The sequence below is a fragment of the Paenibacillus sp. NFR01 genome (assembly GCF_900111565.1).
Classification (GTDB): domain Bacteria; phylum Bacillota; class Bacilli; order Paenibacillales; family Paenibacillaceae; genus Paenibacillus_AQ.
Genome location: NZ_FOIK01000001.1, coordinates 2,369,518 through 2,393,140 on the forward strand (window position 1 = coordinate 2,369,518; position 23,623 = coordinate 2,393,140).

Sequence of the window (23,623 nt, forward strand, 5' to 3'; positions counted from 1 at the left end):
CAGGAACTCCTTTCCTACCAGATACTGTTGTTGGTGATGCGTTTGGCGACTCCGTTGACCGTAACGAGCAGGATCAGGTTGATCACGGAGTTGAACAGGCCGACGGCGGTCGCGAAGCTGTAGTTCGCGTTCAGCAGGCCGATCGAATACACGTAGGTCGCAATGATCTCGGAATTCGCGATGTTCAGCGGATTTTGCAGCAGATACACTTTTTCAAATCCAAGCGCCATAACATTGCCTACATTCAGGATCAGGATGATGACGATGGTTGGCACGATCCCCGGAAGGTCGACGTGGCGGATCTTCTGGAACCGCGAGGCGCCGTCCACCTTGGCCGCTTCGTACAGCGTAGGATCGATCCCGGCGAGCGCCGCCAGATAAATCACCGCGCTATACCCCGCCGTCTGCCAAATATCCGACCATACATAGATGGAACGGAACATGCCCGGTTCCCCCAGGAAGTTGATCGAGTCCATGCCGAAAAAGTTCAGCGCGATGTTGGCGAACCCGAGACGGGGAGCCAGGAACAGCATGATGATGGACACCATCACCACGGTCGAGATGAAATACGGCGCGAACGAAACGAGCTGCACGAACCGCTTGAACCGTCCGCCGCGGATCTCGTTGATCATGAGCGCAAGCAGGATCGGAATCGGGAAGCCGGCCAGCAGCAGGTAGCCGCTGAGCTTCAGTGTGTTTTTGAGCAAGGTCCAGAACATCGGGTTCTCGAAGAACAATTGGAAGTTTTTGAAGCCGACCCACGGGCTGCCCCAGATGCCTTTAATGACGTTGTAATCCTTGAAGGCAAGCACCGCGTTCAGCATCGGATAATATTTAAAAATAAGGAAGAACAGGATTGGCGGTATGACCAGCAAATGCAGCTGCCAGTGCTTCATTATTTTTCTTCCGGTTCTTGCCAGAATCCCTTCGCCCCTTCTGTGGGGCATTGCCGTATGGTGAGTAGTAAGTGGTTTCTCCAGAATAATCCCCCCTGATAAACTGCCGGTAATGTGTGATAGCGCTTTCTACACGAGCTCATCATAGTGGATGTTTCCCGCCTTTGAATAGGTACACTTGAGCGGTTTGGCGTACAGATCGCCCGTTTCAGAGGGGGCAAAACTCGGCGGTACAGCCATTTTTCGGCTTGTGGCCCGTCCCCGCGCAGTAAAAAACGGCTGCACCGTCCATTGGGGACGGTACAGCCGTGCAGTACAGCATTTTCTATTGCAAGCGCATCTTTTCACAGTATTTAGGTCCCCCGCAAGTACCTGAATGAACTTGGGAGCCAACTCTCCGCTTTGCGGGCAATTGCTTTGTGGGGGAGTGCTTTGTGTGGATCTTATTCTACATGCGACTGCCGGTACGTGCTGGGCGAGATGCCCGTCAGGCGTTTGAACGCCCGGCGGAACGAATGCGAGCTGTTGTAGCCGACGCGCGCAGCGATCTCGTCGACGGTATAATTGCTCTCTTTCAGCAGCAGAGCGGCCTGATCCATGCGCACTTTAACGAGATGGTCGGAGTAATTGACGCCGGTAACCTCCTTAAACAGCTGGGAGATGTATTTCTCCGGCCGCTCGACATGCTCGGCGACACGGTACAGCGTGAGCTCGGCATCGGCGTACATTTCCGCGGTATACTGATACATTTGCTTGATGATCTGAATATGCGCGTCTTTCTTTTTGCTTACGACAAAGCCGCACATTTCCTCCATAATGGCATGCAGCTCTTCCTGGATGCTTTCCAGCGGATCGGAGAAATCGATCTCGATGATTTTGCGTTTGGTGTTTTCGAACAGCGGCGATTCCAGGAACGTCTTCTGATCCAGCAGCTTCAGGAAAGTGCCCTTCATCTCGCCGACCAACTGATGCTTCATCTCCACGGACAGCTCGCGCTGGCCAAGATTCTGGGCGATGATGACATCGACGATCCGCATGGCCTCCTCCAGCTCTCCGGCACGGACCGTACTGATCAGACGCTGCTCCGTATCGAGCGGATAATAATAGGTCGTGTTCTCGATTTGGGCCTCGCGGTTCCACATCATCCCTTTTTGGTTGACGTAAACGGCATACTCCAGCGCCTGCTTCGCCTGCTCGAAGGAGCGGCTGACCTCGGTAACCGTGGTAAAAGGATCGCCGAACCCGGCTTGGATCGTCATCTTGTACTCCTCGAACAAATAGGCGGTCAGGCGCTCCATCGCCTCTTCCACCCGCTGCTCCTCTACCGGGCCTTCGGCGGCATCGGCAAGGAACAAGGCGACCACCTTATCCGAACCGATATCCGTCGTGAGAATCGCTTCTCCCCGCTCCGCGAGCGCTTGCTTGAGCAGCAGCCTTGACGCGTTCAGCTCGTTCAGAATCTCGACGCTGTCCATGCCCGCATACCCGCTGATCTGGATGACGCCCGTATACCCGGTGCCCGGTCCGAGCTGAATGTCCGCCTGCTCGGCCGCATAGAGAATTTCATCCCGCGATTCGAATTCCCCGGCAATCAGCCGTTTTAGGAAGGCGTCGCGAATCAGCGGCAGCTGGCGGTCCAGCTCGCTCTCCAGCTGTTTGTTCTTCGTAATCATATTGGCGATATTGCCGCTCAGGAAGTCGAAGCTGTCCCGCTCCGGCGTCTCCTCTTTACCGAACTGCTCCCGCATGACGCCGACCAGCCGGTTGATCGGGGCGCTGTTCCGGTAGGCCAGCACAAGCCCGACCAAAAGTCCGAGCAGCAGGGTTCCCCCCGTGATTGCCCATGACTTGAACTTGATCCGGTTGGCGTTCTCCAGGAGCACGCTGCGCGGAATGCCCGCCTGGTAGACCCAGCCGTTTTTCGTTGAACGGGTCGTGATGACGAGATCATCCTTGTAAAATTGGCTGACTTTGTTCTCATCGAACGCCGGATCGGTCGCCAGCTTACCGATGTACGGGGCGTCCTCTCCCTGCTGAACGATCGTATTTCCGTTCTCGTCGCTGATGTGCACCCAGCCGCCGTAACGCTCGGTCAGGCCCGTCAGCATGCTGGCAATCACTTTTTCATCAATGTTGACGATGACGACGGCAGGCGAGGAATCCTCGAAGCTGTCCAGCGGCAGCGATTGCATATACGTAATGACCGAAGTCTGGATATTCCGCTCCACAAAGGGGCTCAGCGGACGGATTTCGCTGCGGTGGGTTTTCTCCAGGAATTCCTTGCGCCACTGTGCCAGAGACAGATCGTTGTAATGAAACACCTCGTAGAAGTGCTCGGGCCGGTAGGTGGAGCCGGAAGTCAGGATCAGATTGTAATTGGCCAGATAGATATAATAGTCCTGCAAAAAATCGTTCGTTTGCCCGGAGGTCAACACATTCTGCATTGTATTCCAGATTCCGTACACATTGGTGTTGTTGTCCCGCTCGTTCATCAGCACGCTGAGCTGTTTATTGATCGCCAGCTGCCGGGTAAAGCCTTCGACCTCGGCCATCCGCCGCTCCAGAATATCCTGGCTTTTCTGCAGCTGGGTTACGCTGTTCTCGATGGACAGCGACTGCGTGACTGTAATGGACGTGCGGTAGGACATATATCCGCCGATGCTCGGGATGATCAGAATGATCACATAGGAGATTAAAAACCTGCGGAAGACGTTGGAGTATTTGAGCATTCAATGACCTCCCCCTTTTGGTAGCGCTATCATATTTGTATATTTCTTTCGGAGCGGATCATGCCGGAATTTAATAAAAAGCAGCGATTGGAGCGAAAGGTTCACTGCCTTTTATTAGAAATTCCGGGCAGCCTCTGTATGGGTCTCTACCCGTTTTTAAAGTGTAATACAAACGGGCGCCGCTGTCTGCCCCGAATTCCCGGAACACCTTTCTGCCGGTACAAGTGAAAAAGCACCTACCGGTGCCGTGCAGCAGTCCACCCTGAAAAATGGCGCCAAGGGACCCGGAATTCCGGGTCCCCGGCAGCCTTTGTCTGCGGAACCGTCTAGGATGTCGCTATGCGCCGGGCCTTTAGGGAGCCGTCGCCGCCTGGATTTCGGCATACGCCCAATGCGTTGCCGGTACGTCGCTGAATACAGCCGCGGCTCCGCCGGCCTTGGCAATGCCCAGCACGCGGTTCATCGCTACCACCGTTTCGGCGCGGGTGAGCGGCTGGTCCGGCCGGAAGGTTCCGTCCGGGTACCCCTTCAAAATGCCCGCCGCCTGGGCTTTCAGGATGGCCGCCTTTGCCCAGCTTCCGGTAATGTCGGTGAAGCCTTGGCCCTGGCCGGAGGCTTCAGGCAGCAGCGAAACGATCAGCGAAGCCAGCTCCGCCCGGGTCAGCGGCCGGTCCGGCTGGAAGGAGCCGTCCGGATACCCTTGCATCAGCCCCAGTTTGGTTACTTTGGCAATCGCTTCCGCCGCCCAGGAACCGGAGCTCACGTCGCCGAACGAGGTTTCATTGCCGCCTTCTTTGCCTGCAAAGGCGTTCGCTAGAATCGAAGCGATCTCGGCGCGCGTAATGTTCCGGTCCGGCTTGAACTGGCCGTCCGCGTAGCCTTTCAGGTAGGGCGATGCAGCCGGCGTTACGCTTGGCGGGTTGCCGCCTGGCGCCAGTGTGGCCGTCGGCGTCGGCGTGGCCGATGGTGCCGGCGTGGCGGCCGGGCCGCCCGGGTTCGATGTGCCCGGATCCGGGGTACCCGGCGAACTGCCGCTTGCACCTACCGTATATTTCAATTGGTCGATCAGCAGCAGTTCGCCCGATTTTTTCGCCACCTTAATCGTGTGCAGGCCATCCGCAAGCCCGGAAATGCTGTAGAGGTTCTGCAGGATTTGCCGGCCGGCGTGATTCGCGTCAACCGTCGCTTTCAGCGTGCCGTCGATATAAACCTCCATCTCGCCGAGCGCCGGGCCCTTTGGTCCGATGAGCTGAACCCCGGTACCCTTGAAGGTGTACTGGACAAAATCGCCGTTGTCGGCCGTCCACTGCACATCGTTCTGATAGTCCCCGCCGAAAAGGAACGACAGCTTCAGCGTTCCCGTCGGCTGGCCCGCAAGATAGGTTTTACTCAACGTTACTTTGTTCCCCGAGAGCGTGTAATCGGTGCCCGCGAGGAGCGGAGTGCCGCCGCTGGAGATGCCTTTGAACATGCCCGGCTCCTGGAGCAGAAGCACTTCCACATCTTCTTGCAAGGAGGCGTTTTTATCAAAGCTTGCGGCAACCGGGTTGATCAGGTCCGGCACCTCGACCTTCAGCATATCGAGCAGCATGTAAGTGCCGTTCTTCTTTACCGCTTTCAAGGTGTGCAGTCCTTCCGGCAGACCGGATACGCTGAATACGTTCTGCTGCACTTTCCGGGAGCTGCTGTAGGTATTGACCGTCTGTTCAAAATGTCCGTCGACGTAGATATCGACATCGCCCATCGAGTTATCCAGCTCCGTATACATCTGAATCCCCGTGCCGCGGAACGTATACTCGAAGAAGTCACCGTTCTGTTCCGTAAAATGCACGTCATCCATGTAATCGCCGAATGTTCTGCCGCTGTTGCGCGACCAGGAGCCGGTGTATTTGATCGACGAATCGTCATTGTTGAGCACGATGTACCGCACCGTGTTCGTGTTGGTGATCTGCAGCGTCAGTATCTGCGGGTCACCGGCGCTGAACACGAAGGTCAAAGCGGTCTGGCCGACGGGCTGTGCGGCAAGATACGCCTTTTTCAAGATAACGGTACCGTCTTCAAACGTATAATCATCGCCTTCGCTTAATGGCGAGCCGTTATGCTCGATGGCCGTCAGCGTATTTCCGTTCAAGTCCACGGCAATGGCAATGTCCTGCTGCAGCGAAGCCGCTTTGTCGAAGCTGCCAGCCCCTGGCGTGATCGAACTGCTCGCCGTCGCGCTCGTCTTGATCTCGATCGGCCAGAGCTCGCCGCCGCCCCCTTCGAAATCAAAGACCAGCGTCGTTTCGCCGAAAGGCTGCTTCAAGAGGTAATTTTTCAGAACCTTAACGTTGCTGCCGCTTAATTCATAATCGGTGCCTTGGACCAGCGGCGTATCGCCATTGCGAAGGCCAAGGAAGGAACCGCCGCCGAGGACCAGCTCCGCCTGCAAATCGGCCTGCCGGCTGATTTCTTTGTCAAAGCTGCTGCCGGCCGGCACGATCAGCTTATCCGCCGTGACCTTAAGCGCGTCGAGCAGCATGTAGGAGCCTGACGCCTTGACGGCCTTCAGGGTATGCTCGCCGTCCGGCAGGCCGGAGACGCTGAACACCGCCTGCTGCACTTCGCGTTCGCCGGAAGTATGGGTATTGACCGTTACCGGCGTGACCGCGTCATCCAGATAGACTTCAATATCGCCCTGCGAGGAATCCTTTTCCGTCAGCAGGTCGATTCCCGTCCCATTAAAGGTGTATTTAAAATAATCGCCGTCCTGCTCGGCATAATGAACATCGTTTTTGTAATCGCCGGTCGGGCGGCCTGACTGCGAATTCCAGCTTGAACCGTAATATTGAATCCGGCTGTCGGTGTCATTGACGTAGACCGAACGGGTAACCGTCGTTCCTCCGTTGCCGTTCCCGGGTTGTTCCGGCTCCGTTGGAACCTGTGCTGAGGTATCGGTGATGGTTACGCCAAGGTCCTGTTTCGCTTCCGTCTGCTCTTTGCCGCCGCCTCGCGACCAAGCGCCGGTATAACGCATGCCGGTGTCGTCGTTATTGACGGCGGAAACGCCGCCTTTGGCCGTTACCTTTAGCATGCGCGAGGCATGCGGCTCCAGAATCCCGCCGCTGAAGCTATCATTAAACGTGCCGAGTTCCGTGTGGCTCCACAAGTCACGGACAGACGCCGGACCGTCAAGCCCGATGTCGCTCCAGTTCACCTTCGCTTCCGCGCTGCGGCTGCCCAGGTTAAACAACGCTACATTGTAAGTACCGTCGCCGTTGTTGGCATACCATACCTGCTGCTGCGTTTCGGTTGATACCGGATGCGCGGGGCGTCCAGCCTGGTTCACTGCAATGACTTCGTCATTGGTGAGCAGTTTCAGCCCGTAATCGTCCAGCCGCGTCAGGTCGTTGCCGACATACAGCTGGGCGGCGGAAATCGCCCACAACGTCATTGCGGTCTGCCGCTCGTCTTTGGTCAGACCATCCATGGCGCCGTTCCCGACGTTCAGGGAATCGAAGTCGTTCCAGCCGCCGGGACCGGCATCCCGCCACCACAGCGCGGCGTCCGGGAACAACCGGGCGATGTTGGCCCACTGGGTCAACCCGACCTCCGGATTATAGGCTTCCACATCCCACTGGATCCGCCAGCCGTTCGCGTATTGCTTCCAGTAGTCGACGTAGTTGTGGTCGAGTGCCCAAGACAGCTCGAACCAGATGCCGTGTCTGGCCAGTGCCTTCGACCAGGCGGCGACATCGCCCCGGGCGTCGATCGAGGTGTTGTTGTAGCCGGAGCCCGGCGTAACGCTGTCGAATTTAACAAAGTCGACGCCCCAAGAAGCAATCAGGTCGGCGATGGAATCGACGTACTCCTGCGCGCCGGGTTTTGAAAAGTCGATTTTGTAGCCGATATCCCAATAGTCAGCCTTCTGCAAAGGCAGATAAGCGATGTCCTGCATATGGTACTTCGTACCGTAAATCGGCAGATTCTTCGCATAGGCTTCCTTGGACATGCCCGGAATCAGATAGATCCCGACTTTCTGGCCGTTATTATGAATGTAATCGATAAGATTCTCGAACCCGTTCGGATATAGCGTCGTGCTTGGAATCGGCCGGGCATACTCGTCCATGCTGCCGTTCCAGCCCGCATCGATATTGATGTATTCATAGCCGTGCGACTGCAGCTTTTCGTGCATGGCATCGGACATCGCCTTGAGCTTCTGCTCGGAAATCCAGTTGCCCTGCGGCCCGTCATATACCTGCATGCTGTAACTGCTCCAGCCCATATAAGGCTTCTGGGCCAGCGCTTTATCCGCCGCTTCCGCTACATGGCGGCCGGTTCCCGCAAACCCGAATTGCGCAACTACGGTAATGAAAATCAACAGCGTGTAACCCAGCTTTCTCCTCGTCCGCTTCAAATACTCCCGCCCCCTGGTTATTGGTTTTGAGGTCGTACTCTTACGTTTGGCCTATCCGCTTCATTTCCCGGGAAACGTTTACAAATCAAAGGCCGACTAACGGTGTGACAGCGCTTTCTACACGAGTCGATCTTAGTGTTTTTTCCAGCCCTTGGGTAGGTACATCTGCGCCGCTGAACGTACAATTAGCCCCAATCGGCAGGGGGCAAATGCCCGGGGAAGCATCCAAATTTCATCTACGGGAGACTTCTGCGTTGATCCGGGGCAAAAAAAACCGCCCCCGGCCGGAAACGGCTTGGAGCGGCTCTCTTCATATAGCGATGGATTAGACCAGGGGGAAGTGGCAGGCGGCCATCCGTCCCGGCAACTTTTCTTCCAGCGCCGGCTCCTGCGAGCGGCACTTCTCCTGCACGAAAGGACAGCGGGTATGGAAGCGGCAGCCGGACGGCGGGTTAGCCGGCGACGGCACATCTCCCTGCAGCACGATTCGCTCCGAGCCGCGTCTTGGCGACGGCTTCGGAATCGCCGACAGCAGTGCCGCCGTATACGGATGCAGCGGCGCGCGGAACAGCTCCTCGGTCACGGCAACCTCGACCATTTTTCCCAGGTACATCACGCCGACCCGGTCCGAAATATGCCGGACGACATTCAGACCGTGCGCGATGAACAGGAAGGTGAGGCCGAGCTCCTTCTGCAGCTTCATCAGCAGATTGATGACCTGGGATTGCACCGATACGTCCAGCGCGGATACCGCTTCGTCCGCAACGATGAACTGCGGATTCAGCGCAATCGCGCGCGCGATGCCGATCCGCTGGCGCTGGCCGCCCGAGAATTCATGCGGGTAGCGGTTCCGGCGGCTGGCATCCAGGCCGACCAGCTCCATCAGTTCAACCACCCGGGCGTCGATCCACTTGGCGGACAGATTCTGATGAATGCGCAGCGGCTCGCCGATGATGTCTTTGACGAGGAAGCGCGGATTCAGGGAACCGAACGGGTCCTGGAAAATAATCTGCATCTCTTCGCGCAGCTTCTGCATCTCCCGGCCCTTCAGCGCGTGAATGTCGCGGCCCTTGAACAACACTTCTCCTTCGGTGGCGCTTTGCAGCCGCAGCAGCACGCGTCCGAAGGTGGATTTGCCGCAGCCGGATTCGCCGACAAGCCCAAAGGTTTCGCCTTTGCGTATGGACAACGATACCCCGTCCACCGCCTTCACCTGGCCGACCACGCGGTTCAAAAGCCCTTTGTGGATCGGAAAATACTTCTTGATATCCTTAACCTCTACCAGCGTTTCGGCAGAGACCGTTTCATTTGCCGCTACATTGCTCATGCTTGTCTCACCTCGTCTTTGTCATCAGCCTGAACCGGCTTATCCTGAAAAAGCCAGCAGGCCGCAGGATGATCATCCGCTACCATGAAGCTTGGCGGCTCCTGTGAGCGGCAAATATCCATGGCATGCGGACAACGCGGGTTAAACCGGCAGCCCGTCGGGAGCTGCCCGATCGGCGGGATGCTTCCGCGGATCGTATGCAGCTCCCCGCCCCGTTCCCCCTCAAAGCCCGGGATCGACTGAAGCAGCCCCACCGTATACGGATGGCTCGGATGGTCGAAAATTTCTTCCACGCTGCCTTCCTCGACGATGGCTCCGGCATACATGACGGCAATCCGGTCGGCCATTTCGGCGGCAACCCCCATGTCATGGGTGATGAGCAGAATGGACATGCCCAGCTCCGCCTGGAGCTTGCGCAGCAGGTCGAGAATTTGCGCTTGTACGGTCACGTCGAGCGCCGTGGTCGGCTCGTCGGCAATCAGCAGCTCCGGGTTGCAGGCGAGCGCAATCGCGATGACGATACGTTGGCACATCCCGCCGGACAATTCGTGCGGGTACTGTTTAACGCGGATTTCCGGCGCCGGAATCCCTACCAGCTTCAGCAGCTCAATCGCCATCTTCATGGCTTCCTGCGGGCTTTTGTTCTGGTGCAGCCGCAGGCTTTCGGCAATCTGCTCGCCTACGGTAAATACCGGATTGAGCGCAGACATCGGATCCTGAAAAATCATGGCGATCCGGTCGCCGCGGATTTTGCGCATCTCCTCCTGCTTCGCTGCAGCGAGGTCCTGGCCATTGAACTTGATGTTCCCTTCCACCACGATGCCGCCGGCATATTCGATCAGCCGCATGATCGCGAGCGAGGTGACGCTCTTTCCGCTGCCGGATTCGCCGACAAGGCACACGGTTTGGCCTTTGTCCACCGCGATGGAGATTTGATCGGTTGCTTTAACGAGTCCTTTATCGGTTACGAAACCGACGGTCATTTTCCGGATTTCAAGTAGTTTTTCCGCCATTGGTCGAGCCTCCTCCGGGATTTGGTCACTTGCTGTCTTGGATCCAGCGCATCGCGGATGCCGTCGCCGATGAAGTTAACCGCAAGCACGACGAGCAGGATGCAAAGCCCCGGATAAACGGCCTGCATCGGATCAACCAGCATGAACTCCTGGGCGTTGCTGAGCATGAGGCCCCAACTGGTCGCCGGCGTTTGTACGCCCAAACCCAGATAGGAGAGCGCCGACTCGCTTAAAATCGCGCCGCCGACCATCAGCGTGGCGTTGACGATAATCGGAAAGCTGGCGTTACGCAGTAGATGGCGGAAAATAATGCCCCAGCTCGAAACGCCGATGGCCTTCGCAGCCTCCACATACTGCATTTCACGGAGCTGCAGGAAGTTGCCCCGTACAAGTCGGGCAATGCTCATCCAGCTCGTAAACGCGAGAATCATGATCATATATTCCATCTTGGAGCCGAAGATCGCAAGCACCAGAATGTTTAGGAACAGGGTAGGGACCGAGTTCATCACGTCAACGATCCGCATAAATACCGTATCCACCCAACCGCCGAAGTACCCGGAGATGGCGCCGATGACCGAGCCGATTGCCACCGAAGCCAAGGCTACGGAAAAGCCGATGGACAAGGAAATTCTGGCGCTATAGAGAAGCCGGGTCAGAATGTCACGGCCCAACTCATCCGTGCCAAGCAAATGCCCTGCAGCGCCCGGTTTCAGGTTGGCAAACATCAGATCAATGGCCGCCGGATCATATTTGGTAAGAACCGGTGCAAGAATTCCTATTATGACGAAGAACAGCAGAACCGCAAGGCCGCTCATCGCATAAGGATTGCGCGAAAACTTCTTCCATAACGTCTTCCATGGACCCGGAGGTCTTCCGGGATCTGCCGTTTCCAGCTTGCTTCCGGAGACCGGTTCCGGCGCGCCGACCTGCGGATTGGCAAAACCGCCGGTAAGTTGTGTATTGTCAGCACTCATGCGGCCTTACCTCCTTGCTTGCCCAGCTTCACGCGCGGATCCACCACGGCATAGAGAATATCCGCCAGCAGATTGCCGATGACGACCACAACCGAAGTCACGATGGTAACCGCCATCAATGCGGAATATTCGCGTGCAGTCGCCATTTCTACGAACCAGCGGCCCATACCCGGCCAGTTGAACACATTTTCGGTAAGGGCCGCGCCGGCTACCAGAATCGGCAGGTCGAGACCCAGAATCGTGATAATAGGAATAAGCGCATTGCGAAGCGCATGGCGGAACACCACTTTGCGTTCCTTTACGCCTTTTGCGCGGGCGGTCCGGATATAATCCTGATCCAACACCTCCAGCATGCTTGCCCGGGCATATTTCATATAGGAAGCAAGAAAACCGAGCGACAGCACGGTTACAGGAAGCACCAAATGCATGAACAAGTCGCTTAGGTTTCCTTCCTTGCCCCTGGCATGCATATCCGATAACGGGAACCAGTTAAGCTTCAGCGAGAGCCACTGCTGGAGCAGAATCCCGAACCAGAACGTCGGCATCGCGAATCCGAGATAAGAGATGAACGAGGCCGTCTGGTCGGACAATCCGTAAACCTTGGTACTATTGTAGATTCCCCATGGAATCGCGATAATGAGCGATACGAGCCAGGCGGCTCCCATCAGAATAAAGGTATTCGCGATGCGCGGCCAGAGCAGATCGGAAATGGCCAGATGGTTCTTGAAGGTATAACCGAGATCGCCTTTCAGCAAACCGCTAATCCAGCGGACATACTGTACCGGGACCGGCTTGTCGAGACCCAGGTTTTTGGCTTGCTGCTCAAAGGTTTCGGGAGACATGCCCGGCGACAGCATCACCTTGGTTGGCCCTCCCGGAGCAGCGTGGATGAGCAAAAAGGTCAGTACGGTAATCAAAAAGATGACCAATACCGATTGCAGCACGCGGCGGATTAAATATTCTGTCATAAACTTCCTCCTAGAGATCGCAGGCTTAGCATAAGAATTCTCTCCTTGAGTGAGAAAAGGAGAAGAGGAAAGAGATTACTCTTTCCCCTCCCGTCATTCTATTTCTCTGCTGGTTTGGTCTTAGTCCGTTACCCACCATTTGATAGCATGGAAGTACTGGCCATAGCCAAGGGATGGCTCCGGCGCGTCTTCTTCCGCCCAGTGAACTCTAGGGCCTGTGCCGATAGCGGATCCGTATTGGTAGAGGAATACGTATGGCAAGTCAGTGGAAATTTCTTTGCCCAGCTCTTTGTACACTTCTTTGCGTTTCTCTTGGTCAACCGTCGAGTAGCCGTCGATCCAGAGCTGATCCAGCTTCTCGTTTTTGTACCAGCCGCTGTTTTGGCCGGCCGGCGGGAAGTATTTGGAAGAGAATATGCTTTCTGCGTCAGGATCCGGGTTGTTCAGGGACCAGGCCAGGAGGATGGCTTGATATTTACCCGGCGTTACGTTTTGGTCGATCCAGGCCGAGAAGTCGATCGCTTTTGGCGTCGCTTCAATGCCTACGTCTTTCAGGTTTTGCTGGATAACGGCGGCCACTTGCTCGCGGCGGCTGTTGCCGGCGTTGTATTGAAGCTCGAAGGAGAAACGGTGTCCGTCTTTCGTCAGGATGCCGTCTTTGCCGGCAACCCATCCGTCTTCAGCCAGGAGCTGTTTCGCTTTATCGGCGCTGTATTCGTAGTTTACGGCAGCATCGCCCGGGTCAGCCCAGGTATCCGGCAGGAACGGAGCATTCATCAGAGCACCTACGCCCTTCAGGATGTTGTCGACCATGCCTTGGCGGTTCAGAGCGTATGCAATCGCCTGTCTGGTCTTTTGTCCGGCGAATAAGCCATATTTGTCAGGGAAGTTGTTGGCGTCAAAGTTAAAGCCAAGGTATTCATAGGTTGGACCCGGTTTTTGGATCACATGAATAGAGTCGTTAGCTTTGACTGCATCCACTTGCGTTACTGGAACGGCGCTCACTTGGTCGACGTCGCCTTTCAGCAGCGCTTGAACTTCGGTATTTTGGTCGGCATAAATTTTATACACGATTTGCGCGATATGAGGCTTTACTTCACCCCAATAGTTCGGATCGGCATCCAGCGTGTGGCTTTCGCCTTGCTTCCAGGCCGTCCATTTCCATGGGCCGCTGGTTACGGTTTTCGCAGGATCGGTACCGTAAGCGTTCGTTTGAATTTCTTTCGGAGCGACATCCTTCAGGATGTGCGCAGGCACCGGAGTCATGCTAAGTGAGTACAGGAAAGGCGCGTAGACTTGCGACAAGGTGAACTTCACCGTGTGTTCGTCTACCTTCTCAACCTTCTTCACTTTATCCAGCGAGCTGATCAGCGGCGATCCGGTTTCCGGATTGATCGCGGTTTGAACGGTATAAACAATGTCATCGGCAGTGATCGGCTGGCCGTCACTCCATTTGATCGTATCTTTCAATTTTACGGTGTAAGTCAATCCGTCTTCGGAAATTTGCGGCAGTTCCGCGGCCAGCGACCAAGGTTCGGCGGCAATATTACCGGAACGGTCAATATCGTAAATGCTGGCAAACAGGAAGTTGGCAACGTCTCCCGAAGAAGTATCGCCGATAAGAAGAGGATTAATGTTGACAATGTCGGAGAAGGAACTCAGGACGATCGATCCGCCGTCTACCGGTGCATCGGCAGCAGGGGCTTCGGTGGCTTCCGGCGCTGCGCTTTCGGTCGGTGCGGCGCTTTCGGCTGGAGTATTGCCGTTAGAGGCATTGTTGTTGGTACTGCAGCCTGTAAACAGGATTCCAATAAGCGATACGATAAGTAGAATAGACCACCAGTTTCTCTTTTTTACCATTCCTATTACTCCTCCTTAGTAGTTACGGATTGCAACTCCGGTATACTGGACATGATCATGAAGAGTTCTAAGCTGCGCGGCATCCAGTGGCATTGCTTTTCTCTCGTGGTAAGTGGATGTCCCCCCCTTGAAGAAGTCGAAGAGTTTGTGGTTTAGGCGGTGCAAGAAGGTTGGCTTTCCTAAAGCTTTGATCGTGCAGGATTTGCTTACGGCTGGGTCTCACTGATTATGTAACATAATATAACTTGATGATGGTACCGTAATCCTTCTACAGAAACCGACAAAATCCGAGATAATTAACCTAAGGTCAATTAGAAGCCGCCTTTCCTGCATTTTTCAAAGCCCGCCAAGCCTTACTGTCTAAATTATCGTTTATATTACATGTTAATAATTCTTACGTCAATACATTCTTTTACATTACGCTAGTTGTCATCCAAAGATATATGCTGAGAATTCAAGGAAATTACACTTTTAAACTTCATCCTTTTTTTGTAATTACCTCCCATTATATTTTAAGAATAAGCATTTGTATAGGATTATTCCTATTAATTCACTCTGTTTAAATGCCTGAAATTAGTAATCGAGAAAATAATAAGAAATGAAGAAAATAAAATAACCAGCCCTTGCTTCCATCGGAAGTGAGCTGGTTGTTATTGGGTGTTAGCTTGCTACAAGCCGCGGCGCAGCTGCTGGTTATGGCGGATTTTCGCTTCGTTGCCCTGTTCGGTCGCTTCATAGAACTTGCGCCCGGAAATGGCCTTGGGCAAATACTCCTGCTTTACATAATGTCCCGGAAAATTATGCGGATATAAATAACCTTCATGGCCAAGCTTCACCGCGCCTTTATAGTGCGTGTCCCGCAGGTGCAGCGGAACCTCGGCCGACTTCAGCTCCTCGATGGTGCCCAGCGCATTATCGATCGCCATGGCGACCGCGTTGGATTTCGGGCTTTCCACCGCGAACAGGATCGCCTGCGCGATATTCAGCCGCGCCTCCGGCCAGCCGTTGTTGCGGTACGCGTCCAGCGCGCCGACCGCCTGGATCATCGCCTGCGGGTTCGCCAACCCGATGTCCTCGCTGCTGGCCGCGATCAGCCGGCGGATGAACGTCATCGGGTCCATGCCGAGCTTCTCGACGGCGTAGAGAAACCAGAACAACGCGGCGTCACTGGAGCCGCGGATGCATTTATGGAAAGCCGACAGCACGTCGTATTGCGTGGACTCGTCGGCTTTGACGATCGGCCGGCGGATCGACTCCTCCGCCACGGCCAGCGTGATGTGCACGCTGCCGTCCGGACGCGGCGGCGTTGTCATCGCCGCCAGCTCCAGGGCGTTCAGCGCGCGGCGGATGTCTCCGTTGGCCATGGCGGCGATATGCGCCAACGCCTCGTCATCGGCTTCAAGCTGCATGAAGCCGAGGCCGCGCTGCTCGTCGGCCAGCGCCCGGCGCATGGCGGCCATGCTGTGTTCGCTCGTCAGCGGCTCCAACTGGAACAGCGTGGAGCGGCTGAGCAGCGCCCCGTTCACATAGTGGAACGGGTTCTCCGTCGTCGCGCCGATAAAGATGATCGTCCCCTTCTCGACGGCGGGCAACAGCGCATCCTGGCGCGAGCTGTTAAAACGGTGCACCTCGTCCAGGAACAGAATCGTCTTGCTCCCGTACAGCGCCTTGTTGGTCTCCGCACGCTCGATAACCTCGCGTACATCTTTGACCGAAGCTTCGACCGCGTTCAGCCGGACAAACTCGCCGCGCGTATGATGGGAAATAATATGAGCCAGCGTCGTTTTGCCGCAGCCCGGGGGGCCATACAGCAAAATCGAAGAGACCTGGTCCGCTTCGATGGCCCTACGCAGCAGTTTTCCCTTGCCTACGATCTGCTCCTGTCCGATATATTCATCAAGATTCTCCGGGCGCATCCGGTCTGCCAGCAGACGCCCGCCGCCCGTATCTTCGCCGAATGAAAACAAATCCATGCCAGTCACTTCCTTGCCGAAACTTGGTATCCGGGCAAAACGGCCCTTCCTCTATCATACCACAATGCGCGGTTCCGCCCCAGAAGCGGCTAGTGTTAAAGATTGATATTATGGGGGGCAGCCATTATACTTAACACCATATATTTAAATCTTCAAAGGTCAGAGGAGAACTACATGTTGCAGGAAATACAGCAATTCAAAGCCGATTTCTTCAAAGCGCTGGCCCATCCGCTGCGAATCCGCATCCTTGAATTATTGTCTGAGGGCGATAAAAACGTCAACGAGCTGCAGACCATTCTCGGCAGCGAAGGCTCGGCCGTCTCCCAACAGCTTGCGGTGCTCCGCAGCAAAAACGTTGTCGTCGGCACGAAGGACGGTACTTCGGTCATCTATTCGCTGAGGGATCCGCTGATCAAGGATCTGCTGACGGTGGCGAAGAAAATTTTCGACAATCATCTCATTAATGCCATTTCGCTATTGGAGAATATCAAGAATCAAGACATGACCTAGAAGGGGCGATGACCAGCGTAAGCCGGATCATCCGCCCTTTTTTTCTGCACGAAAGATTCCGCATTTAAATGTAAAAATATACGTTAAACCGTTGACAGCGGAGGGCGATGACCTTAATATTCATGTTGTATATATTCAAATAATCAGATATTTGAAATTGTGGGGATGGAGAATGAAACTAGACAGCAGATTTTCGGGCTACGACGCCCGCGCTTTACGGAAAGACATCATATCGGGCCTGATCGTAGGCATCGTCGCCATCCCGCTGGGGATGGCGTTTGCCATTGCTTCCGGCGTAAAGCCGGAATACGGGCTGTACACCGTCATCGTAGCCGGCATCCTGATCTCCTTGTTCGGTGGCTCCAAATTCCAGATCGGCGGGCCGACCGGCGCGTTTGTGCCGATTCTCTTCGCAATCGTCATGCAATACGGCTATGAAAGCCTGCTGACGGCCGGTTTTCTTGCCGGAATTCTGCTCGTGCTGATGGGGCTGTTCAAAGTCGGCGGCTTGATCCGCTTCATCCCGCGTCCGGTCACGATCGGCTTCACCACCGGCATCGCCGTGACCATCGCCTCGGGGCAGATCGCCAATTTTCTTGGGCTGCGCAATCTTGAAAAGCATGAAAAGTTTTTACCGAATATGAAAGAAATCGGTCAGCATTTGGGAACGACGAGCGTATACAGCGTCCTGACCGCCGGCATTTGCCTTGCCGTCCTGCTGCTGATGCCGAAAGTACTGCCGAAGTTCCCGCCATCGCTGGTGGGGCTGCTGGTCTCTACCGTGGCGGCAACGGTATTTTTCCCCGACCGGGTCGCCACCATCGGCTCGGCGTACGGGGCCATCTCCAGCTCCCTGCCAGGACTGCATCTGCCGGATTTGTCCTTCGATAATATCCGCCGGCTGTTCGGACCGGCGTGCATTATCGCCATGCTCGGCGGCATCGAGTCGCTGCTGTCCGCCGTCGTCGCCGACGGGATGGCCGGCACGCGCCACAACAGCAACAAAGAGCTGGTCGGCCAAGGCATCGCCAATCTCGTCACGCCGCTGTTCGGCGGCATCCCGGCCACCGGAGCGATTGCCCGTACGGCGACCAATATCAAGAACGGCGCGGCCTCGCCGCTCTCGGGCGTCATCCACGGCGTCGTCGTGCTGCTGGTGCTGATGATTTTCGCGCCATACGCTTCGCAAATTCCGCTGGCCAGTATGGCCCCGATCCTGATGATGGTCGCTTGGAACATGAGCGAACGCAAGGAATTCGCCCATATCCTCGGGATGAAGAATGCCGAATCCGTCGTTCTCGTCTGCACCTTCCTGCTCACCGTGCTGCTGGATCTGACCACCGCCGTCGAGATCGGCCTGCTGCTGTCCGCAGCCGTTTTTATCAAAAATATGAGCGGGTTCCTCGTCACAGCCAAAGGCCTGCCGGATCCTGCCGACAAGCGCGTCTCCGCCGGCATGGTCCATGAGCAGCATAACTGCCCGCAGATCAGCATTTATACGATAGAAGGCGCCTTGTTCTTCGGCGTGGCCGAGATGTTCGAGCAATCGATCAAGGCTGAGCTCCGCAGCAAACCGAAGGTGCTCATTCTGCGGATGAGCAATGTTCCGTATATGGATACGACGGCAGAATCCTATTTTGCAGGCGTGGTCAAATCATTCACCAAACACGGCGGACGAGTGCTCATTTCGGAAATCCAGAATCAGCCGCTGGAGATGCTGCGCAAAACCGGGCTTGAAGCCTTTATCGGGCCGGAGTACTTTTTCTCAAAAACCGGGGAAGCCATCACGCTTGCCCTGACGAAGCTGAACGAAACGAAATGCGCCGGCTGCCGGCATTTTGCCTTCAGCGAATGCGAGCAGCTTGCCCAGACCCGCAGGAAGGAACTGGCAGTTCCCGCAGCGAATAGTTCCCTGCAACAGCTATAAAACGCACCGCATAACGCTGGGGAATGATGGGGGATACGATGTTTACAGAGACGCAAATATTGGAGCACTTGAACCGGGAGCATCGTTCCGGGTTTCATGATATGGTTTGGTTCCGCGACGGCGGCAGCCTGTCCTATCTTATCCGGTCCGGAGATCAGCGTTATTTTCTCAAAATCATCCGCCCGCAAATGCTGGAAACCGCAATCCAGTCGATCGGCATTCATCTGTACCTTCGGCGTCATCAATTTCCGGTACCGGCCATCATTCCCGGACGAACGGGGAGCCCGTATAGCATTGCGGAGACGGCGCAAGGGCGTTATCTGTTCGTGGTCTACGAATATTTGGAGGGCGCAGAGCCGGATATTCATCAGCATGCCGAAAGCATCGGCAGCCTGACGGGCGTTTTTCATGCGCTGATGCAGGGGTACAGCGGTCCGCTGACAGAGCGGGGCAAAGATTTTTTCCTGGACCGGTACCTCGGGATTTTGAAGAAAAAGAATTATCCCGAACCTAAATGGCAGGCATATGCCAACTACGGAAACGAGCTTTGGGCGCGGGTGAAGCATCTGCCTTACGGCTACTGCCATGGGGATTTAAACCGCGGCAATCTGCTGCAGACGGCTTCCGGCGATATTTATTTGCTGGACCTCGACACCTCGTGCCGGTCGTTCCCGCTCTACGACATTGCACTGGTCTGCAACTGCACTGACTATTTCCGCTTTGAGGAAAAGGATTATGCGGAGACCCGCGACATTCTGGAGCGTTTTCTGAGCGGATATACGCAGCACCGTGAGATCTCCGCGCGGATGCGGGCGGCCATCTTCGACCTGATTGCGCTGATGCATTACCAGCTTCAGGCCACCATCATCGAGATTTACGGGCTGGACTGCGTGGATGAACGTTTCGTCGACGACCAGCTGGAGTGGCTGCAAAAATGGCAGAAAGCAAGCCGGGGTTGAGCCGGCTTGCTTTCTGTATCCCGCGAATGAATAAAGAGCATGGCCTCGCCCCCACCGGCGGAGTCATGCTCTTTGTTCAAAAGGAAGGGCTAGCGGTTCATCGCCAGCCGCATTTTTGAGATGATCTTACGAATGCTTTCTTCTGATAAATGGTAGCGTTTCTGCAGTTCGTTCACCGAGCAGCCGCTCTTGTGGCTGCAGAAAATTTCTTCGTTGCGGACCGCGATCTCCCGGCGCGTGCCGCTGTTTTCGCCCCATTTGACTCTTTGTTCACTTTTTTTCGGGATGTAAAGCAGCTCACCTTGTATGTAGCCTTGCAGTTCTTCCAGAAGGCCAGGGGGGAGCACATCCCTTCCGTTTACGTAACTCACGTAGTGAATCCTCCTTCAACAGGTGTGTTCCGGGTTCGTTCGACACTCCGCTGTTCATGTTAATCATGTCACCTGCCTCCTTTCTTCGAATTGGATTTTGGAAAACCTATACAATCATTATATTAAACCCCAGCGCAAGCGTCTACACCAGAAATGCGACCTTGCTCCGGCGGCTTCATGTCCGCAGCTTATTTTAAAGTAAGGAGGCCTTGCGGCCTCCTCATAACACAGGATTTCCGCTGTTAGGCGGAAACCACCTCATATACTGAAATCATTTCACTCAGCCTCCTTCCAGAAGTAATCTTGCCCGGCCGGACACTTTATATTAAGCCATAGCCACGACGGGGTTACAAGATCAAGAACAGTTATAATCGTTCTTCACCGGAAGGCGGGCGTACATAAGACGGCAAATTCCCGCTGTGCAGCAGCCACAATTCATGCAGCGCGCGGGTGCATCCGACATACAGCAGCTTGGCGTCCCAGGCGGCTTCGCCGTAATGGCCTTTGTCGGCGTCCGCCAGAATGACCGCATCGAATTCAAGGCCTTTGGACAGGTAAACCGGCAACACAGACAAGCCGCCGCGGTATTCGGTCATCCGGCCGTCGATCAGATTTAGGCCGGCGTACTGGTCGGCCAGCCCCGCATGCAGAGCCTCAGCTTCGCGAAGCGTGCGCGTCAAGACGGCGACGGTGCGGTATTCCCGCCCGTCGCCCGACAGCTCGGCCAGCGCCCCGCGTACGGCCGCAAGCCGCGTCTCTTCCGCCCCGGCCGGGGCGGCTTCCGCGAAGGAAAGCACCCGCACCGGGTTGCCGCTGCGGAACACCGGCACCGCCAGCAGCGGGCTGTGCACGCCTTCCGCCAGGATGACATTGGCGAAGTCGATGATCTCCATCGTCGAGCGGTAGCTGCGGGTCAGCGCATGGTACGCCGTATGCTCCGGCGCGAATAGCGCCTGCATCTCTTCCCAGGCATGAACGCCTTTGTAGGCATGGATGCCCTGCGACAGGTCGCCGAGAATCGTGAAGGAATGGCCTTTAACATACAGATCGAGCACCGCAATCTGGAACGGCGAAAAGTCCTGCGCTTCGTCGATGACGATATGGTCGAAGCGCAACGTGCCTTCACCGCCGTTGAGCAGGTAATGGATGTACAGCAGCGGCGGCAAATCCTCTTCGCGGATCTGCCCCTTCTTAAGCGCTGCAGCGGTCTCTTTCTGCACCGCCTTCGGGATGACGGCTGAAGCCGCCTCCGCTATACCTTCCGGCGCCTTGACCGCGCCGAACATCTGCTTGTAGATCGTCAGCGGTTCGTATTTCGGCCACTTGGCGGCATATTGCTTCTCCCGGGCCGCCGCTTTTTTCTTGCGGTCCTTGAGCGCCGCCAGCGACGGGCTTTTCTTCAGCTCCATCTCGATCCAGCGGTGCAGCCGCGCCATGACGCGCTCCTTGCGTTTGGCTGGTGGATACGGGCGGTATTCCTCATTATGCCATTTCAGGATCATGGAGCGGCGCAGCAAGGCGCCGTCCCAGGGGCTGAAATCGCCCGGTGGCACCGCTTCCGCTTCCAGCCCCTTAACCGCGTCCTCGATGACGCCCATAAGCGCCGTAGAGCCTTTAAAGCGGCCCGGCGTTTCGTCCGTAATCTCGGGCATGCCGCCCTCCGTCTCGAACCAGGCATTGAGGGTCTGCTGCGTATCCTGTTCAGGCAGCTCGACCTCCAGCACCCCGGCGGCCCAGTCCGGGAACGTGCTTTGCGCGATGTTGCCGACGCCGAGCTCGGGCAGCACATCGGAAATATAGTCCAGGAACATCCGGTTCGGGGCGAAAATGATCATTTTCTCCGCCGTCACCTGTTCCTTGTATTGGTACAGCAAAAAAGCAAGCCGATGCAGCGCAACGGTCGTTTTTCCGCTGCCGGCAACGCCCTGAATGATCAGTGCGGTATTTTTGGCGGCACGGATGATTTTATCCTGCTCCTCCTGAATGGTGGAGACGATGTCGCGCAGCTTGTTGTCCTTATTCTCGCCAAGACGGTATACCAGAAATTCGTCGGATACCGCCGGCGCATCGCTGTCGCGGTTAAACGTGTCGGCGACGCGTTCGAGAATCTCCTGGCGGATCACCACGTTGCGCTTGAGGTACACCAGCCCTTCGACCAGCCCTTCCGGCGCCTCGTAGGCGGCGGCATCCAGCCCGCCCGTAAACGAATAAAACAGGCTCGCTACCGGAGCACGCCAGTCGATCACCAGCGGACGGTCGCTTACCTGTTCACTGTCGACGCCGATTTTGCCGATATACAGCGCCTTCGGCTCTTCTTCGCCGTTCTCCTGAAAATCCAGCCGGCCGAAATACGGCTGCGGCTTCAGTTTGGCCAGATCTTTGCGCCGCTGCTCGCGGGCATCCTCCAGCACCTGTTCTGTGTAATCATGGCCCGTATAAACGGGAATGCCGCGGAGCCTCTCCAGCACACTGTCAATCTCCCTCAGCGTACCGGCTAGTCGTTCCTTCTCCTCTTGATAGGCACTTTGAAAGTTGTTGTCCAATTTCAGTTACCTCCTAAAAGTTTTGTGAAGCATCCGCTTCCTGAATTGGCTTCGCAGCAAAACTCTTTAAAAGATTGAAAAATCAATTTGAAGTAATCAGTCTGTCGCAACCGCGGTGAATGTTTGGACTTCCGGCCGCTGTTGTTTCCAGATTTCCTGGATTACCCGCTGCTCGCGGTAGACATCCGGAAACAAAGGCGGACGCTGGCGCTCCTACAGTTCCAAACTTCCCCTTCGTTGCTCGATTCTTCTATTCAAATTTCAAATTCAATCAATCGCCAAAGTTTTAATCCGGTTGCCTGAATCGTCCTCGTAAAACAAAGGAAATCCATCATATCACAACAAGACAAATAATGCCATATAGCATCCGAAATGCAAAGTGTGCTTGACAATTAATGCAAAGCGAATTATGCTAAATATGCAAAGCAAACATTGCAAGGAGTGATCGCTTGAAGACCCGTATCCCCGAGCTGCGCAAGCAGCACAAGCTGTCCCAGGAGGAGCTTGGGCTTGCCGTAGGCGTTACCCGGCAGACCATCACATCGCTTGAAGTGGGCAAATACACTGCTTCCCTGGTGCTTGCCTACAAAATCGCCAAGTATTTCGGATTGACCATCGAAGAGGTCTTTGATTTCAGCGAACTGGAGGAAATGTAAATGGAGAAATACAAAATGAAATTGCGCAACCGCACGAACAACCTGTCTCTCTTGGCCATAGGCTCCGCCATGATCTATCTGGCGCTCCTGCTCACCCGAAACCTGCTCCCGGATCTGCCGAGTTTCATCAAGGGCTTCCACACGGGCGTCTTTGTCGGTCTTGAGCTGTTCGTGATCCTTTATATCGGCAAGTATATGAAAGCCCGCAAAGACGAAGCCGCGCTCAAACGGCTGTATATCAAAGAAACCGACGAGCGGTCGGGACAAATTTTCCAGAATGCCGCTACTCTCGGTCTGGCCGTCATTCTTGTAGGGCTGGCACTGGCCGCGGTCGTAGCCGGCTTTTTCGACTCCGTCGTTTTCTTCAGCTTGCTTGGCGCCTTATTCTTTGTAATCATCGTCTTCTTCGCTTTGCTGGCTTACTACTCCAGAAAACTATAAATCCGCTCTTTTTTCGTTGGAAAAATATACAAAACCATTGAACGCCTCCCTGCAATCGATCGAATAAAGCGTTTACATTA

At 55.5% G+C, this 23,623-nt stretch carries 16 protein-coding genes; 5 read left to right on the forward strand and 11 right to left on the reverse strand.

The genetic code is table 11. From position 1 onward, the window contains the following. Positions 1–14: 14 nt before the first annotated feature. From BMW84_RS10905 to BMW84_RS10945, 9 genes are all read right to left on the reverse strand, one after another. The gene (locus BMW84_RS10905) at positions 15–947 is read right to left on the reverse strand and encodes an ABC transporter permease (protein WP_254772920.1); all 933 of its coding nucleotides are present in this window, start codon (positions 945–947) and stop codon (positions 15–17) included. Between the two features lie 392 nt (positions 948–1,339). After that, positions 1,340–3,625, reverse strand: coding sequence for a helix-turn-helix domain-containing protein (locus BMW84_RS10910; protein ID WP_175498736.1), 2,286 nt, complete (start codon positions 3,623–3,625; stop codon positions 1,340–1,342). A 352-nt stretch (positions 3,626–3,977) separates the two neighbouring features. Beyond that, the gene (locus BMW84_RS10915) at positions 3,978–8,021 is read right to left on the reverse strand and encodes a X2-like carbohydrate binding domain-containing protein (protein ID WP_091067666.1); all 4,044 of its coding nucleotides are present in this window, start codon (positions 8,019–8,021) and stop codon (positions 3,978–3,980) included. 325 nt (positions 8,022–8,346) lie between these two features. Beyond that, positions 8,347–9,348 (reverse strand): ABC transporter ATP-binding protein, encoded by a 1,002-nt coding sequence (locus BMW84_RS10920; RefSeq protein ID WP_091067669.1) that lies wholly within the window; start codon positions 9,346–9,348, stop codon positions 8,347–8,349. Then, complete coding sequence (locus BMW84_RS10925; protein ID WP_091067671.1) at positions 9,345–10,361, reverse strand: ABC transporter ATP-binding protein; 1,017 nt, start codon at positions 10,359–10,361, stop codon at positions 9,345–9,347. Before BMW84_RS10925 ends, BMW84_RS10920 begins: the two co-directional genes overlap by 4 nt. Next, positions 10,328–11,335, reverse strand: a complete 1,008-nt coding sequence (locus BMW84_RS10930; protein ID WP_091067674.1) for an ABC transporter permease — start codon at positions 11,333–11,335, stop codon at positions 10,328–10,330. The genes BMW84_RS10925 and BMW84_RS10930 overlap by 34 nt, the downstream gene beginning before the upstream one ends. Continuing rightward, positions 11,332–12,303 (reverse strand): ABC transporter permease, encoded by a 972-nt coding sequence (locus BMW84_RS10935; protein ID WP_091067676.1) that lies wholly within the window; start codon positions 12,301–12,303, stop codon positions 11,332–11,334. The genes BMW84_RS10930 and BMW84_RS10935 overlap by 4 nt, the downstream gene beginning before the upstream one ends. Before the next feature lie 120 nt (positions 12,304–12,423). Next, positions 12,424–14,163, reverse strand: a complete 1,740-nt coding sequence (locus BMW84_RS10940) for a peptide-binding protein (protein ID WP_091067677.1) — start codon at positions 14,161–14,163, stop codon at positions 12,424–12,426. Between the two features lie 668 nt (positions 14,164–14,831). After that, the gene (locus BMW84_RS10945; RefSeq protein ID WP_091067680.1) at positions 14,832–16,136 is read right to left on the reverse strand and encodes a replication-associated recombination protein A; all 1,305 of its coding nucleotides are present in this window, start codon (positions 16,134–16,136) and stop codon (positions 14,832–14,834) included. A 174-nt stretch (positions 16,137–16,310) separates the two neighbouring features. On the opposite strand from BMW84_RS10945, the gene BMW84_RS10950 reads away from it, so the two are divergent. The 3 genes from BMW84_RS10950 (at position 16,311) to BMW84_RS10960 (ending at position 19,532) form a co-directional block, all read left to right on the forward strand. Next, the gene (locus BMW84_RS10950) at positions 16,311–16,646 is read left to right on the forward strand and encodes an ArsR/SmtB family transcription factor (protein WP_091067682.1); all 336 of its coding nucleotides are present in this window, start codon (positions 16,311–16,313) and stop codon (positions 16,644–16,646) included. 172 nt (positions 16,647–16,818) lie between these two features. Further along, positions 16,819–18,573: a SulP family inorganic anion transporter gene (locus BMW84_RS10955; RefSeq protein WP_091067684.1), complete on the forward strand. Its 1,755-nt coding sequence runs from the start codon at positions 16,819–16,821 to the stop codon at positions 18,571–18,573. 38 nt (positions 18,574–18,611) lie between these two features. After that, positions 18,612–19,532, forward strand: coding sequence for a phosphotransferase enzyme family protein (locus BMW84_RS10960; protein WP_175498737.1), 921 nt, complete (start codon positions 18,612–18,614; stop codon positions 19,530–19,532). An 89-nt stretch (positions 19,533–19,621) separates the two neighbouring features. Here BMW84_RS10960 and BMW84_RS10965 read toward each other — a convergent pair whose 3' ends face one another. Both BMW84_RS10965 and BMW84_RS10970 read right to left on the reverse strand, forming a co-directional pair. Beyond that, the gene (locus BMW84_RS10965; protein WP_091067686.1) at positions 19,622–19,903 is read right to left on the reverse strand and encodes a CD3324 family protein; all 282 of its coding nucleotides are present in this window, start codon (positions 19,901–19,903) and stop codon (positions 19,622–19,624) included. 365 nt (positions 19,904–20,268) lie between these two features. Further along, positions 20,269–22,446, reverse strand: coding sequence for a HelD family protein (locus BMW84_RS10970; protein WP_091067688.1), 2,178 nt, complete (start codon positions 22,444–22,446; stop codon positions 20,269–20,271). A gap of 449 nt (positions 22,447–22,895) precedes the next feature. Here BMW84_RS10970 and BMW84_RS10975 point away from each other — a divergent pair, with 449 nt between their 5' ends. Then, positions 22,896–23,102: a helix-turn-helix transcriptional regulator gene (locus BMW84_RS10975; protein ID WP_091067690.1), complete on the forward strand. Its 207-nt coding sequence runs from the start codon at positions 22,896–22,898 to the stop codon at positions 23,100–23,102. Further along, entirely contained in the window at positions 23,103–23,543 is a 441-nt protein-coding gene (locus BMW84_RS10980) for a hypothetical protein (protein ID WP_091067692.1), read from the forward strand. Positions 23,544–23,623: the final 80 nt, after the last annotated feature.

Bases quoted from the DNA above. Each gene is read 5' to 3' on its own strand.
- BMW84_RS10980 (WP_091067692.1), top strand. From the start codon at position 23,103: ATGGAGAAATACAAAATGAAATTGCGCAACCGCACGAACAACCTGTCT.
- BMW84_RS10930 (WP_091067674.1), bottom strand. From the start codon at position 11,335: ATGAGTGCTGACAATACACAACTTACCGGCGGTTTTGCCAATCCGCAG.
- BMW84_RS10905 (WP_254772920.1), bottom strand. From the start codon at position 947: ATGCCCCACAGAAGGGGCGAAGGGATTCTGGCAAGAACCGGAAGAAAA.
- BMW84_RS10935 (WP_091067676.1), bottom strand. From the start codon at position 12,303: ATGACAGAATATTTAATCCGCCGCGTGCTGCAATCGGTATTGGTCATC.
- BMW84_RS10925 (WP_091067671.1), bottom strand. From the start codon at position 10,361: ATGGCGGAAAAACTACTTGAAATCCGGAAAATGACCGTCGGTTTCGTA.
- BMW84_RS10955 (WP_091067684.1), top strand. From the start codon at position 16,819: ATGAAACTAGACAGCAGATTTTCGGGCTACGACGCCCGCGCTTTACGG.
- BMW84_RS10960 (WP_175498737.1), top strand. From the start codon at position 18,612: ATGTTTACAGAGACGCAAATATTGGAGCACTTGAACCGGGAGCATCGT.
- BMW84_RS10920 (WP_091067669.1), bottom strand. From the start codon at position 9,348: ATGAGCAATGTAGCGGCAAATGAAACGGTCTCTGCCGAAACGCTGGTA.
- BMW84_RS10950 (WP_091067682.1), top strand. From the start codon at position 16,311: ATGTTGCAGGAAATACAGCAATTCAAAGCCGATTTCTTCAAAGCGCTG.
- BMW84_RS10945 (WP_091067680.1), bottom strand. From the start codon at position 16,136: ATGGATTTGTTTTCATTCGGCGAAGATACGGGCGGCGGGCGTCTGCTG.
- BMW84_RS10910 (WP_175498736.1), bottom strand. From the start codon at position 3,625: ATGCTCAAATACTCCAACGTCTTCCGCAGGTTTTTAATCTCCTATGTG.
- BMW84_RS10940 (WP_091067677.1), bottom strand. From the start codon at position 14,163: ATGGTAAAAAAGAGAAACTGGTGGTCTATTCTACTTATCGTATCGCTT.